The organism is Erwinia sp. PPS120, from assembly GCF_047918655.1.
GTDB lineage: Bacteria > Pseudomonadota > Gammaproteobacteria > Enterobacterales > Enterobacteriaceae > Erwinia > Erwinia tasmaniensis_A.
Genome location: NZ_JBLREF010000037.1, coordinates 16,413 through 29,556 on the forward strand (window position 1 = coordinate 16,413; position 13,144 = coordinate 29,556).

The 13,144-nt window shown below is 55.1% G+C and carries 10 protein-coding genes; 7 read left to right on the forward strand and 3 right to left on the reverse strand.

Annotated elements, in window-relative coordinates; all coding sequences use genetic code 11:
- Positions 1-512: 512 nt before the first annotated feature.
- Complete coding sequence (locus tag ACLRGG_RS17390) at positions 513-914, forward strand: H-NS family histone-like protein (protein ID WP_067710373.1); 402 nt, start codon at positions 513-515, stop codon at positions 912-914.
- 168 nt (positions 915-1,082) lie between these two features.
- Positions 1,083-2,015 carry a DNA replication terminus site-binding protein gene (gene tus / locus ACLRGG_RS17395; protein ID WP_416250949.1) on the forward strand — a complete coding sequence of 311 codons (933 nt, stop codon included), beginning with the start codon at positions 1,083-1,085 and terminating at the stop codon, positions 2,013-2,015.
- 161 nt (positions 2,016-2,176) lie between these two features.
- Here the strand turns inward: tus and ACLRGG_RS17400 are convergent, their stop codons facing one another.
- On the reverse strand, positions 2,177-2,836 hold the full coding sequence (locus tag ACLRGG_RS17400; protein WP_416250950.1) for a DUF1345 domain-containing protein: 660 nt from the start codon (positions 2,834-2,836) through the stop codon (positions 2,177-2,179).
- Positions 2,837-2,989: 153 nt separating this feature from the next.
- The gene (gene fumC / locus ACLRGG_RS17405; protein WP_416250951.1) at positions 2,990-4,387 is read right to left on the reverse strand and encodes a class II fumarate hydratase; all 1,398 of its coding nucleotides are present in this window, start codon (positions 4,385-4,387) and stop codon (positions 2,990-2,992) included.
- Positions 4,388-4,728: 341 nt separating this feature from the next.
- On the opposite strand from fumC, the gene manA reads away from it, so the two are divergent.
- Positions 4,729-5,898, forward strand: coding sequence for a mannose-6-phosphate isomerase (manA, locus tag ACLRGG_RS17410; RefSeq protein ID WP_416250952.1), 1,170 nt, complete (start codon positions 4,729-4,731; stop codon positions 5,896-5,898).
- A 148-nt stretch (positions 5,899-6,046) separates the two neighbouring features.
- A complete protein-coding gene (locus ACLRGG_RS17415) occupies positions 6,047-7,555 on the forward strand; it encodes a YdgA family protein (protein ID WP_416250953.1) in 1,509 nt (502 codons plus the stop codon).
- A 20-nt stretch (positions 7,556-7,575) separates the two neighbouring features.
- Here the strand turns inward: ACLRGG_RS17415 and malI are convergent, their stop codons facing one another.
- Positions 7,576-8,607, reverse strand: coding sequence for a Mal regulon transcriptional regulator MalI (malI, locus tag ACLRGG_RS17420; protein WP_416250954.1), 1,032 nt, complete (start codon positions 8,605-8,607; stop codon positions 7,576-7,578).
- Between the two features lie 191 nt (positions 8,608-8,798).
- Here malI and malX point away from each other — a divergent pair, with 191 nt between their 5' ends.
- The 3 genes from malX (at position 8,799) to add (ending at position 12,732) form a co-directional block, all read left to right on the forward strand.
- On the forward strand, positions 8,799-10,388 hold the full coding sequence (gene malX / locus ACLRGG_RS17425) for a maltose/glucose-specific PTS transporter subunit IIBC (RefSeq protein WP_416250955.1): 1,590 nt from the start codon (positions 8,799-8,801) through the stop codon (positions 10,386-10,388).
- A 43-nt stretch (positions 10,389-10,431) separates the two neighbouring features.
- Positions 10,432-11,619, forward strand: a complete 1,188-nt coding sequence (locus ACLRGG_RS17430) for a MalY/PatB family protein (protein WP_416250956.1) — start codon at positions 10,432-10,434, stop codon at positions 11,617-11,619.
- Between the two features lie 99 nt (positions 11,620-11,718).
- Entirely contained in the window at positions 11,719-12,732 is a 1,014-nt protein-coding gene (add, locus tag ACLRGG_RS17435; protein ID WP_416250957.1) for an adenosine deaminase, read from the forward strand.
- Positions 12,733-13,144: the final 412 nt, after the last annotated feature.

Genomic DNA, 13,144 nt, shown 5'->3' on the forward strand with positions numbered 1-13,144 from the left:
AGGGTTATTAACATTCAGCATTAAGAGGCCTTATTCATCCGCTGAGGCACGTTTTATTAGCCGTGACCAATAATGGAGTGATGCTGCCCGGCAGTGCAGCAATGTCTCGGGCATATGAACGCCTTAACCCGATGGCAGAGAAGAACGGATCACTCTCTCTGCGTGAAACGGGACGCAGTCGGACCGGTAACAAAGTGCGACTGCATTACCCGCATTTATTGCGCGTCAGAGTTAATCTATAATTCAGCCTGGTCAGGTATAATGATAAGCGCCTCCGTCCGCTTAGCTGTATTACCCTCCTCCCTGGCCGCACAATACCAGGAATGTTCTTAATCCCTGCTGAGTAATTACGCATTGGGGTCGGCAGTAAAGGGGCAAAAAAATGCCAAATAAAGAAAATAAAACGGCTATTTTTATATTTAGGTGTTTTTAACTGCTAAATTTATCTGTACACTGGTTTTCGAAACGTACACTGATTAAATTTAAACCACTCTAACACTACGGATCCCTTTATGAGCGAAACCCTGAAAGTACTAAATAACATTCGAACCCTTCGTGCACAGGCTCGTGAAGTTTCATTATCTGAACTGGAAGAGATGCTGGAAAAGCTTGAAGCGGTTGTTAACGAACGTCGCGATGCAGAAGCCGCTATTGCTTCTGAAATCAAAGAAAAAGAAGAGAAGCTGGCAAAATATCGCCAGATGCTGTTAGACGACGGTATCGATTTAAGTGAACTGACGTCAGCTGAAAATACTTCTGGTAAATCTCGTTCCAAGCGTGCACCTCGCCCAGCTAAATACCAGTACAAGGATGAGAACGGCGAAACTAAATCATGGACCGGTCAGGGCCGTACGCCAGCAATTATTAAGCAGGCGCTTGACCAGGGTAAAAAACTGGAAGATTTCCTGATTTAATCTTCTTCCACCGCGCTGGCCCGGCTGGCGCGGTGAGTTTTTCCCTCTGCCCCGCCTGCGCTACCCGATTCCTCCCTGTATTATTTTCCATCTTTCCTTACGCCAGCCCTGTTGATAATATTCCCATTCCTGACGGGTTATTTGCATGTTGTAACGAAGGTAGTTCAGATGAGTCAGTATTATGATGCCGTAGATAATCTTCACCGCTGTGCCGGGGAGCTGGAGGCGGCGCTCTCAAAACTTGCAGCCCTGCTGTCCACGCAGCGCCTGCTGGCTGGCCGCGTGTTTGAGCTTCCCCTGATCAAAAAGGGTGAAGAGCACGAGCCGCTGAGCGAGATCGCCGTGCAGCAGCACCTGGCTCAGCCTGCACTTACTCGCACCCTGGCGCATTATTGCCGGCTGTTTATGCAGCATCAGTCTGAAACCACCAGCACAAAAGCAGCCGTCCGGTTGCCGGGCGTAATATGTCTGGAGGCCTCTGAGGGAATAACATCATTAATCACTGAAAACGTGTCAGCCGTTAATAAACTTAAGCAGCGACTTGAGCAAATTATTACCGTCGAATCCGGCGTAGCCAGCGAAGAACGTTTCGAATTTGTCCATACGCATTTACGGGGGCTAATTACGCTAAATGCTTACCGCACTATCACCCTGCTCCACGCACCCGACTCCGTTCGGTTTGGTTGGGCGAATAAACATATTATAAAAAAGGTAAGCCGCGATGAGATTCTGGCGAAGCTAAAAAAGAGCCTCACGTCTGGCAGAAGCCAGGCGCCGTGGAGCAGGGAGCAGTGGGCTGAAAAAATTGAGCAGGAAATGGCAACAATTAATTCCCTGCCGACTTCAGCGGTGCTGAAGATTAAACGCCCCGTTAAGGTCCAGCCAATTGCCAGAGTATGGAATAAGCAGCAGCAAAAACAAACTCAGCTTGCCTGCCCCTCTCCGCTGCTGGTGCTCTGCCCGGATAGTGCCAGCGTGCCTAAAATAGGTGAACTACTCAATTATGATGTCAGTAGCGTTACGCACCGATTTAAGCCACAGGCTAAACCGCTGTTCCCGGTCATATCCCGCCTGCATCTTTATAGCGACAGATTAGATTGAACAAAAATCACTCTTTCTGACCGTCTCAGATCAGGATAAATAAGGACTCCTGGCTACCCGCGGGTGGGCTGCCAGGAGAGGTAAAGCCCGGCGATAAAATCAGACATAAGCCGGTCTTCCGGAACCTGCCCTGCTTAATCACGGCGTAACGCTCGCGTTTATTAACTTAACAGGCCTGCGCCAACGTTGATCGATAATCCCAGAATCGCAAGATTAAACACAAATGATATTACCGACTGCAGGAGGGCTATTTGTCGCATGTCAGTTGTGCCCGTCCCAACATCGGCTGTTTGTGACGCCACGGCAATGGTAAATGAGAAATAGAGGAAATCCCAATAGCCTGGCTCTGCCGGCTTTTCGGGAAATAGCATGGGTGTCACATTGTCACTGCGGTGCAGATAATGGTGATGGGCATAATGAATGGCGAACGAGGTCGGCAATAATGCCCAGGAGACAATAAGCGTTGCCGCAGTCAGCAGCAGATGTAGCACACGCGCTGTACCGTCAAGATGCTTAAGCGACGCCAGCTCCATCAGAATGGCCATTATGCTGACCAGACAGGTGATCGTGACCATGCTAAGCACTAGCGACGCCCCCTCATCCTGCGTTTTAGCAATATGTGGAATATCCTTCGCCTCGGTACGCAGCATGCGAAACCACAGAAAGGAGAGATACAGCCAGGCCAGCACGTTCCAGCCGATGAGCAGACGCTGTAAAATGCCCAGATGGGCAGGAAGATTAAAAAAACAGATCAGTCCGGCGGCAATGGAAATTAAAAGCCTAAGACGGCCGCGTAGCCAGAGTGGCGAAGAAAAAGTCATGGTTTCAGGCAGCTTAAAGGTAACAGGTAGGTTAACTGTAGCGGATAAATAGCGCGTGCGGGCCATGACCGCTCGGCTTTGCTGCTATAAAACGCCTGATGCCTGCATCAGGCGTTTTGAGAGCCAAAAACCGCATGGCCCACTCGCGGATAATCAGGCCTTCATGCTGCCGACCATCTCTTCGGGACGGACCCACTCATCAAACTGCTCTTCGCTCAGATAGCCCAGCTTCAGGGCCGACGCCTTGAGGGTTAAACCCTCTTTATGCGCCTTTTTCGCGATTTCCGCTGCCTTATCGTAACCGATATGCGTATTCAGCGCGGTGACCAGCATCAGCGATTCGTTTAACAGCTGGCTGATGCGATCGTGGTTAGGTTCGATTCCAGCCGCACAGTGATGATTAAAGCTGTCCATCCCATCAGCGAGCAGGCGTGCCGATTGCAGGAAGTTATGAATAATCATCGGGCGATATACATTCAGCTCGAAGTTACCGGACGCGCCGCCGATGTTGACGGCAACGTCATTGCCCAGCACCTGACAGCAGAGCATCGTCATGGACTCACACTGGGTTGGGTTAACTTTACCGGGCATAATCGAGCTGCCTGGCTCATTTTCAGGGATCGCTATCTCACCGATACCGCAGCGAGGCCCGGAGGATAACCAGCGCACATCGTTAGCAATTTTCATCAGCGAGGCCGCCAGCCCTTTCAGCGAACCGTGTGCGTGCACCAGAGCGTCACAGGTCGCCAGCGCCTCAAACTTGTTTGGCGAAGTCACAAAGGGTAAACCGGTCTGCTCTGCCAGCTCTTTCGCGACCCGCACGGCATATTCAGGATGGGTATTCAGTCCGGTGCCTACCGCTGTACCACCCAGCGCCAGCTCCGCCACGTGAGGCAGGCTCTGTTCGATATGCCTGAGGTTGTGAGTCAGCATGGCGACCCAGCCGGATATTTCCTGACCCAGGGTAAGGGGCGTGGCGTCCTGGAGGTGCGTACGCCCTATTTTCACGATGTCGCTAAAGGCTTTGGCCTTACTATCAAGCGTCGCCTGGAGCGTTTTAAGCTGAGGGATAAGTTTTTCCCGCACGGCCACTACTGCCGCAACGTGCATCGCGGTGGGAAAGACGTCATTTGAGCTCTGGCTCTTGTTGACATCATCATTTGGGTGTACCAGACGGGACATACCCCGCTCACCGTTCAACAGCTCACTTGCACGATTCGCCAGCACTTCGTTCATATTCATATTGGTCTGGGTACCGGAACCCGTTTGCCAGATGGCCAGCGGGAATTCTTCGCTGTGTTTCCCTGCCAGCACTTCATCAGCCGCGCTGATAATGGCATTGGCGCGCTCAGCGGGCAGCAGCCCCAAATCGTTATTCACCTGCGCGGCCGCGCGCTTGGTCAGCGCCAGCGCATGTACCAGCTCAACAGGCATTTTTTCGGTTGAAATACGGAAGTGTTCCAGTGAGCGCTGCGTCTGCGCACCCCAGAGTTTATCTGCCGGAACCTCTATCGATCCCATTGAATCTTTTTCAATGCGTGTGGCGGCCATCACTGTCTCCTTAGCACTCTGTCATTTATCGACTTTACTTTGCCTTCCAGGTAACAACCGGAGCGGCAAAGTTACATACAATAAATTAACATTATCTGCCGCTGCCGTCATTTCCCTGTGGCAGAACTAACATCACCCCGTCCAGCGCCGCGAAAAGCGTCAGGGCAATAACGGCACCTGCCAGGGAGTAAAGCGTGCCGAAAACCAGCGCCCCCTTATCGCTGCCCGGTACGTACCGGATGCTGAAAGCAAAATTCTGTTTCTTGCCTTTAACCTTGTTTTATTTCAGCTGTTTTCTGCTTTAATACGCCCAGAGATAACCAGATTAGGGATGAGTATTGATGAATAAATTAATTAACTCGGTACAAAACTATGCCTGGGGCAGCCCCACGGCGTTAACCGAGCTCTACGGCATCGCCAATCCTCAGGGCGAACCGATGGCTGAACTCTGGATGGGTGCCCATCCTAAAAGCCCCTCCCATATTGAGAGTAACGGCCAGTCCTGCTCCCTGCGGACGGTCATCGAGGCCGATAAAGAGCGGCTTCTGGGCCACAAGGTAGCAAAACAGTTTGGCGAGCTGCCCTTTCTGTTCAAAGTGCTCTGTGCCGACAGGCCCCTCTCCATCCAGGTACATCCCAGCAAAGCCGCCGCAGAAGCCGGCTTCGCCAGGGAGAACGCCGCCGGTATCGATCTCGCAGCGGCCGAGCGTAACTACAAGGATGCTAATCATAAGCCAGAACTCGTCTTCGCCCTGACGCCCTTCAAGGCGATTAACGGCTTTCGCGAACTGCATGAGATTGTCTCACTGCTGCAACCGGTTTCCGGGGCGCACCCCGCAATCGCCCACTTCCTGCTCTCACCGGCGATGAACGGGCTGTCGGCGCTGTTTACCGCCCTGCTGTCGATGAGCGGCGAGGAGAAGCGCCTGGCGCTGGACGTACTGCGAGCCGCAGGTCAGGGCCAGCACGGCGAGCCCTGGGACACCATTCACCTTATTGCGGCTGAATACCCGGAGGATAGCGGTCTGTTTTCCCCGCTGCTGCTAAACGTTATTGAACTCCAGCCGGGCCAGGCGATGTTTCTGTTTGCTGAAACCCCTCATGCCTACCTTCAGGGCGTGGCGCTTGAGGTGATGGCTAACTCAGATAACGTGTTGAGGGCGGGCCTGACGCCTAAGTATATTGATATTCCGGAGCTGACGAGTAACCTGCGCTTTGAAGCAAAACCTTATGCCAGCCTGCTTACGCAGCCGGTGACGGACGGACACACGCGCTATTTCCCGGTACCGGTTGAGGACTTTGCCTTCTCCCTGCATCAGCTTGATGCCTCTGCGCTTACTGTCAGTCAACAGAGCGCCGCGATCCTGTTATGTGTTGAGGGGCAGGCAAGGGTGCAGGCGGGTCAACAGCAGCTTTCGCTGCTGCCTGGCGAGTCCTGCTTTATCCCGGCGGGCGAATCGCCCGTCAGTCTGGCGGGCAGCGGCGTAGTTGCACGCGTTTATAACGAATGAGGCAAATGCGGCTGACGTTAACCGCTGCAATTGCTATAGTTATCCAGATATTAAGCAAAAAACGCCCATGCGGCGTTTTTTATTCGCCGGGCATTTGCCAGCTGAACGGATTTGCCGGCGCCAGTAACCTGAAAGGACGAAGTTACAGATGAAAAAGACAAAGATAGCGGTCGGCGTGGTAGTTGCGCTCGGCGTAATCTGGACAGGCGCTGCCTGGTTTACCGGCAAGCAGCTGGAAAAAAACATGGATCGGCTGGTGCAAAATGCCAACACTCAGCTCAATACGCTCTCTCCTGAGAGCCGTCTGCAATTAAGCTACCAGGATTTCCAGCGCGGCGTGTTCAGCAGCAAAACGCGCCTGGTACTGCAATCCAGTTCGCAGACCGAAGACAACTCGATTATCAAACCCGGTCAGAGCATCGTTTTTGATGAAAAGATCGACCACGGCCCCTTCCCGCTGGCTCAGCTGAAAAAATTTAACCTTATTCCCAGCATGGCCTCCGTCCATACCCAGCTGGAAAATACCGACGCCGTTAAAAAACTGTTTGAGATGACCAAAGGGCAGTCGATCGTTCAGGCTGATACCCGAGTTGGCTACGGTGGTGCGACCGTCTCGGCCATTCATCTGCTGCCGCTGGACTACAACAATGCGCAGACCAGTGAGCGCTTCGCGTCAAACGGCGGCGACTTCAGGGTCAGTGCAGATGACAAAGGCGATAAAGTCAGCGTAAACGGTCAGCTGGACAGCGTGGTATTAACCACGAAAAATCAGCTGAATATGCCGGTCCTCTTTACCGCAAACGGCCTGAAAGTAGATGCTGACAGCCACCTCAGCCCGGAAGGGATGCGCATTGGCGACCAGAGCATTCATCTGCAAAAGCTCTCGGCCGCGGTTAACGGTCAGGAAGCCTTTATCGCGGAAGGCCTGAACGGTAAATCCTCTTTCAATTCTGAAAAGAGCCTGATTTCCGGCAACATTGATTACTCTCTGAATGCCCTGAAGCTGCAAAACCAGAACTTTGGTCAGGGCAAACTGGTGGTTAACCTTTCGCAGTTTGATGCTAACGCCATGAAAGCCTTCTCGGAGAACTACAACAAGCAGGTCCAGGCACTGCTTAACGACCCGGCGGCCAGCAATAATCCTCCGGTTTATCAGCAGCGTATGAGCCAAATCCTCAGTGAAAATCTGCCGCTGCTGTTGAAAGGTGACCCGGTCATCAATATCGCGCCGCTGAGCTGGAAAAACGACAAAGGTGAGAGCAGCTTTAATCTTGCAGTTCACTTTAAAGACCCGGCTACCGGCAGCCAGCCGCAGGATATTGGTCAGGCCGTAGATAACGTGCTGAAAACCCTGGACGGTAAGCTCTCTATTTCGATGGATATGGCCACGGAAATGATGACGCATGTTGCCATGGCTGAAGGGTATAAACAGGATGACGCAGCGAAGCTTGCCGATCAGCAGGTCAAAGGGCTGGCGGCGATGGGGCAAATGTTTAAGCTGACCACGCAGCAGGACAATAACATTGTCACCAGCCTGCAGTATGCTACCGGACAGGTTACCCTGAACGGCGTCAAGACGCCGCTCGACCAGTTCCTGGCCCGCTATATGCTGGGCGCTGGGGGCGCCGTCGCACCTCAGGAAGTGCCGCAACAGTAGTCAGGCATCAGGGGCGCGTTTCAGGCTGAACCGCGCTCAATCAATACCGGCGGCACGATGGTATTTTGTATCGGGCCGCCGGGATCGGCCATTCTTTGCACTAGCTTCCGCGCCGCACTCCGGCCTATTTCACGCGCTGAACTGGTGACGAACGTCAGTGGCGGATCGGTCATCTCAGCCGCGGGCACATCGCCAAATCCCACCAGCGCCACCTGCTGGCCGTAATAACTGTCCACCGCCCCGTTGCCCGGCGTCCTGCCGCTGCGCTGTAAACCGAAGTAGCAACCCAGCGCCACCGTTGCATTGTGGCAAAGAATCGCGGTCAGCGTAGGATGCTGATGCATCAGCCGTTCCGTCAGCGTCGCCATATCCCGCTGCTCAGGCGCAGACTCGATAATCCACTCGTTGCGAAATGGCAGCCCGTACTGCAACAGCGAGGCGCAGTAGCCGCCAATGCGTTCCGCCCGCGTCAGAGAGGAGCCCGCCCCGCCGATCCAGGCTATACAGTGGTGTCCTCGCCTGATCAGATATTCGGTAGCCATTTGGGCCGCATGAAAGTTATCGGGTCGGATAGCGTCCAGCTCATCCAGGCTGCTGGCCCTCGAAGCACAAATCATTGCCATCTCCAGCTCGCGGGCTTTAATCACCAGGTGCGAGGCATTCTCTGCCCCGCCGCCCAGTACAATTCCCTCTGCCCCCTGCGCCACCAGCGTATCAAAACAGCGATCGATATGTTCTCCCCGCTGCCCGCTTTGCGTCAGAAACAGCACCTTGCCCTGCTGTTCCAGCACCTCGCTCAGACCGGCGATCATTTCCGCGTAAAAAGGGTGGCTGATATCCCGGACGATCACGCCAATCACGCCGCTGGTTCCACCACGCAGCATGGATGCTGAACGATTAGGAATAAACCCCAGCATCCTCACCGCCTGGCTAACGCGTTCCGCAGTGGCCGCTGAAATGCGCCCCTTGCCGGAAAGTACCAGCGAAACCGTGGTGACGGAGACGCCAGCCTCATCGGCGACATCATTAATGGTTATTTTCTTTTGTGACATAGCTGGCTGGTTTTGATCGGTTATTCCCTCGCGCCCTCTCCGGCGCACCAGGTGAAACGTTACACCCTGCCGGCGGGGAAGAAAACGTTTGAATGGGTAAATACTGTGATAACTGCCGCATTCAACGTTGGTAAAACGTTTTATCATGCCATTTTCAGCAGCCGCTGAATATTTTCCAGCCAGGAGTCACTATGTCGGCCAGTAAACAAAAAATAACCCTGTGGGAGTTTTTCCAAAGCCTTGGTAAGACCTTTATGCTGCCGGTCGCGCTGCTCTCGTTTTGCGGCATTATGATGGGCATCGGCAGTTCCCTGAGCAGCCACGACGTTATTACGCTGCTGCCCTTTCTGGGCAACCGGGTTTTACAGCTGATCTTTATGTGGATGAGCAGCACCGGTTCTTTCGCCTTTAGCTATCTGCCGGTGATGTTCGCCATCGCAATTCCATTAGGTATGGCGCGCGAGAATAAAGGCGTGGCCGCATTTTCCGGCTTTGTCGGCTTTGCGGTAATGAATCTGGCCGTTAATTTCTGGCTGCATGCCAGGGGTATACTGCCCACCACCGACGCGGCGGTGTTAAAGGCCAACAACATTCAAAATATTATCGGCATCCAGTCGATAGATACCGGGATCCTCGGCGCGGTCTTTGCCGGGATCATTGTTTACTGGCTGCATGAACGTTTTCATACCATCCGCCTGCCTGACGCCCTGGCATTCTTCGGCGGCACCCGCTTTGTGCCCATTATCACTACTCTGGTGATGGGGCTGGTAGGATTACTGATCCCGCTGATTTGGCCAGGCTTTGCCGCCGCCATCGCCGGTCTGGGCTGGGTGATCAACGGTGCCGGGGACTTTGGACCCATGATCTTCGGGACCGGTGAGCGCCTGCTGCTGCCGTTCGGACTGCAGCATATTCTGGTGGCGATAATCCGCTTTACCGACGCGGGCGGCACGCTGGAGGTCTGCGGTCATAGCGTCAGCGGTGCCCTGACCATATTTCAGGCGCAGCTTTCCTGCCCCACCAGCGGTGGTTTTGCGGAGAGCGCAACCCGCTTCCTTTCTCAGGGTAAAATGCCCGCTTTCCTTGGCGGTCTGCCCGGCGCAGCGCTGGCGATGTATCACTGCGCCCGTCCGGAAAATCGCCATAAAATTAAGGGGCTGCTCATTTCCGGCGTGGTCGCCTGCGTGGTGGGCGGCACCACGGAACCACTTGAGTTTCTGTTTCTGTTCGTTGCCCCCTTCCTGTATGTGATCCATGCGCTGCTTACCGGCCTGGGCTTTACGCTGATGGCCGTGCTGGGCGTGACCATCGGCAATACCGACGGCAACGTGATTGATTTCGTGGTGTTTGGCATCCTGCACGGCCTGCAAACGAAATGGTATCTTGTGCCGGTGGTGTCAGCGATCTGGTTCGCGGCCTACTACCTGATTTTCCGCTTTGCCATCCGTCGCTTTGATATTAAAACGCCCGGACGCGACAGGGAGGCGCCGCGAACCGATAAAGGCCCGTCCGCTGCGACGGTGGGGAAATCCGGCTATGACACGCCAGCCATTCTGTCGGCGCTGGGCGGCAGGGAGAATATAACCTCGCTGGACAACTGCCTGACCCGCCTGCGTCTGTCGGTTAAGGATATGAGCCAGGTCGATGACGCCGCGCTAAAGGCTAATCGGGTGATCGGTGTGGTACATCTGAATCAGCATAGTTTGCAGGTGGTGATTGGCCCGCAGGTTCAGTCGGTGAAGGATGAAATGGCCAGTATGATGCAGTCCGCATCAGCCTGAATTGCAACCGGTGGCCTTACCGCCGTATTTAACCGGGGACGTTATGTTTGATTTTGATCGGGTCACGGACCGACATGGCAGCTGGTGCACCCAGTGGGACTTTGTGGCAGATCGTTTTGGTCGCGACGATCTGCTGCCCTTCACGATTTCGGATATGGATTTCCCCACCGCGCCATGCATTATTGCCGCGCTGCAACAGCGCGTGGCGCACGGCGTGCTGGGCTATAGCCGCTGGCAGCACAACGACTTTCTTTCCGCGATTGAGCACTGGTATCAGCAACGCTTCGGCCTAAGCATTGACCGCGAGCAGATTGTCTATGGTCCGTCGGTTATTTATATGATTGCTCAGATGATCCGCAGCTGGTCATTGCCGGGTGAAGGCGTGGTGATCCATACGCCAGCCTACGATGCGTTTTACAAAACTATCGCGGGCAATCAACGCCGGGTGATGGCCATGCCGCTGCAAAAACAGGGCGCAGAGTGGCACTGTGATATGGCGGCGCTGGAAGCGCTGCTGGCGCAGCCGCAGTGCCGGATCCTGCTGTTGTGCAGTCCGCACAATCCGACCGGAAAAGTCTGGTCGCGCACCGAGCTGGAGCAGATGTCGGCCCTGTGCCAGCGCCACAGCGTGCGCGTGATAAGCGATGAGATCCATATGGATATGGTGATGGGCGAGGCGGTACACCTACCCTGGAGCGTGGTGGCAGGCGAGCACTGGGCACTGTTCACCTCGGCTTCAAAAAGCTTTAACATCCCGGCGCTAACCGGGGCCTGGGGTCTTATCAGTGATAAGCAGGACCGCGCGGCCTGGTTTCAGGCCTTAAAAAACGCCGACGGACTTTCCTCCCCAGCTGTGCTGGCGGTAGCCGCGCATATTGCGGCCTACCGTGAGGGCGGTCCGTGGCTGGATGCGCTACGGTGCTATCTGGCTGCCAATCTTCGTCATATTGCGGCTCGGCTTAACCAGGCGTTTCCCGCGCTTAACTGGACACCGCCTCAGGCAACCTATCTTGCGTGGATCGATCTCAATCCGTTGGGGCTGGACGAGCGGCAGCTTCAGCAGGAGTTGATCGATCATCAACAGGTGGCGATGATGCCAGGCTCAACCTATGGCGTCGAAGGAACGGGATTTTTACGCCTGAATGCAGGCTGTCCACGGCGTAAGCTGGATGACGGCCTCGACCGGTTAATCGCGGGGATCACGCGCTGCAGAGCCGCGCCGCACAAATAACCATCATCCGTGGAGCAGTTTGCGCAATTCACTGGCGAAGTTGCGCAAATTGTTTTTATACTGTTATGCACTTTATATGACTTAACTGAGTGCACCCAGATGATCGATTCCCAGCTCCCCCTTACTGATATTCACCGCCACCTTGATGGCAATATTCGTGCACAAACTATTCTGGATCTAGGCCGCGAGTTTAACCTTACCCTCCCCGCCTCTACCCTGGAGACGCTGCGTCCACACGTGCAGGTAACGCAGACCGAGCCGGATTTGGTGAGCTTTTTACAAAAGCTGGACTGGGGCGTGAAAGTTCTGGGTTCGCTGGAGGCCTGCCGTCGCGTGGCGCAGGAGAACGTTGAAGATGCGGCGAAGGCGGGTATCCACTATGCCGAGCTGCGTTTTTCACCGGGCTATATGGCGATGACCCATAATCTGCCGATTGCAGGCGTGGTGGAAGCGGTTATTGACGGTGTCCGCAGCGGCTGTCAGCGGCATGATATTCAGGTGCGACTGATTGGCATTATGAGCCGTACTTTCGGCGAGGAGGCGTGTCTGAGCGAGCTGGACGGTTTGCTGGCCTGTCGCGATGGCATTACCGCACTTGACCTGGCGGGTGATGAGCTGGGCTTCCCCGGCAGCCAGTTTTTGAGCCACTTTAACCGCGCACGCGACGCCGGTCTGCGCATTACCGTTCATGCAGGCGAAGCGGCCGGACCCGAGAGTATCTGGCAGGCCATTCGCGAGCTGGGCGCGGAGCGCATTGGGCACGGTGTTAAAGCGGTAGAAGATCCCGCACTGATGGATTTTCTGGCGGCGCATCAGATTGGCATTGAGTCCTGTCTGACCTCGAATATTCAGACCAGTACCGTTTCCACCCTGGCCCACCATCCGCTGGCCGCGTTTCTCGATCATGGTATTTTGGCAACCATTAATACGGACGATCCCGCCGTGCAGGGTATTGAGCTGGCCTACGAGTACGAGGTTGCTGCGCCAGCGGCCGGTTTGAGTCGCGCTCAGATCCGCACCGCGCAGGAGAACGGCCTGAAGATTGCTTTTCTGAGCGAAGCGGAGAAAGCGGCCATCCGTGCGCGGGTTGTAGGTCAACACCCGCTCCGGTGACGGGGCTATGTTGTTTGCAGGAAGGTCAAAACCGGCCCGGCGACAGGGCTATGTTGCGGGTCAGAACGCCGGGACGCCGTAAACCCATCCCTGGGGGCTTCACTGCCGCATCCCTGCGGCAGAGACCCGGCTTATCTGCTCCGCAACACCGCTTTCTGGCTGCGGCGTGGTCTGCGGGTTCTCTGGCAGTGGCAAAGGTCAAAACCTGATCCGATCATGACAGCCTTATCTGTCGAAAATTTCGTAAGCCGGGGCCGGACATGAAGAGGTTTTTAACAGCGACGACGTAGCCCGAGGCCAGGCGGGGACCGTTGACTTAGCGGACCGTCGAGCGCAGGGATGCGCGAGCCGAGCCCACACGGATGTGCCTGCGGCGTGTCCGCGTGACAACGATCCCCACAGGGCTTTGCAC

What these genes read in the sequence shown, in the direction of transcription:
- tus (WP_416250949.1), top strand. Translation starts at nt 1,083, where the DNA reads ATGAGTCAGTATTATGATGCCGTAGATAATCTTCACCGCTGTGCCGGG.
- ACLRGG_RS17430 (WP_416250956.1), top strand. Translation starts at nt 10,432, where the DNA reads ATGTTTGATTTTGATCGGGTCACGGACCGACATGGCAGCTGGTGCACC.
- ACLRGG_RS17400 (WP_416250950.1), bottom strand. Translation starts at nt 2,836, where the DNA reads ATGACTTTTTCTTCGCCACTCTGGCTACGCGGCCGTCTTAGGCTTTTA.
- ACLRGG_RS17390 (WP_067710373.1), top strand. Translation starts at nt 513, where the DNA reads ATGAGCGAAACCCTGAAAGTACTAAATAACATTCGAACCCTTCGTGCA.
- malI (WP_416250954.1), bottom strand. Translation starts at nt 8,607, where the DNA reads ATGTCACAAAAGAAAATAACCATTAATGATGTCGCCGATGAGGCTGGC.
- manA (WP_416250952.1), top strand. Translation starts at nt 4,729, where the DNA reads ATGAATAAATTAATTAACTCGGTACAAAACTATGCCTGGGGCAGCCCC.
- malX (WP_416250955.1), top strand. Translation starts at nt 8,799, where the DNA reads ATGTCGGCCAGTAAACAAAAAATAACCCTGTGGGAGTTTTTCCAAAGC.
- fumC (WP_416250951.1), bottom strand. Translation starts at nt 4,387, where the DNA reads ATGGCCGCCACACGCATTGAAAAAGATTCAATGGGATCGATAGAGGTT.
- ACLRGG_RS17415 (WP_416250953.1), top strand. Translation starts at nt 6,047, where the DNA reads ATGAAAAAGACAAAGATAGCGGTCGGCGTGGTAGTTGCGCTCGGCGTA.
- add (WP_416250957.1), top strand. Translation starts at nt 11,719, where the DNA reads ATGATCGATTCCCAGCTCCCCCTTACTGATATTCACCGCCACCTTGAT.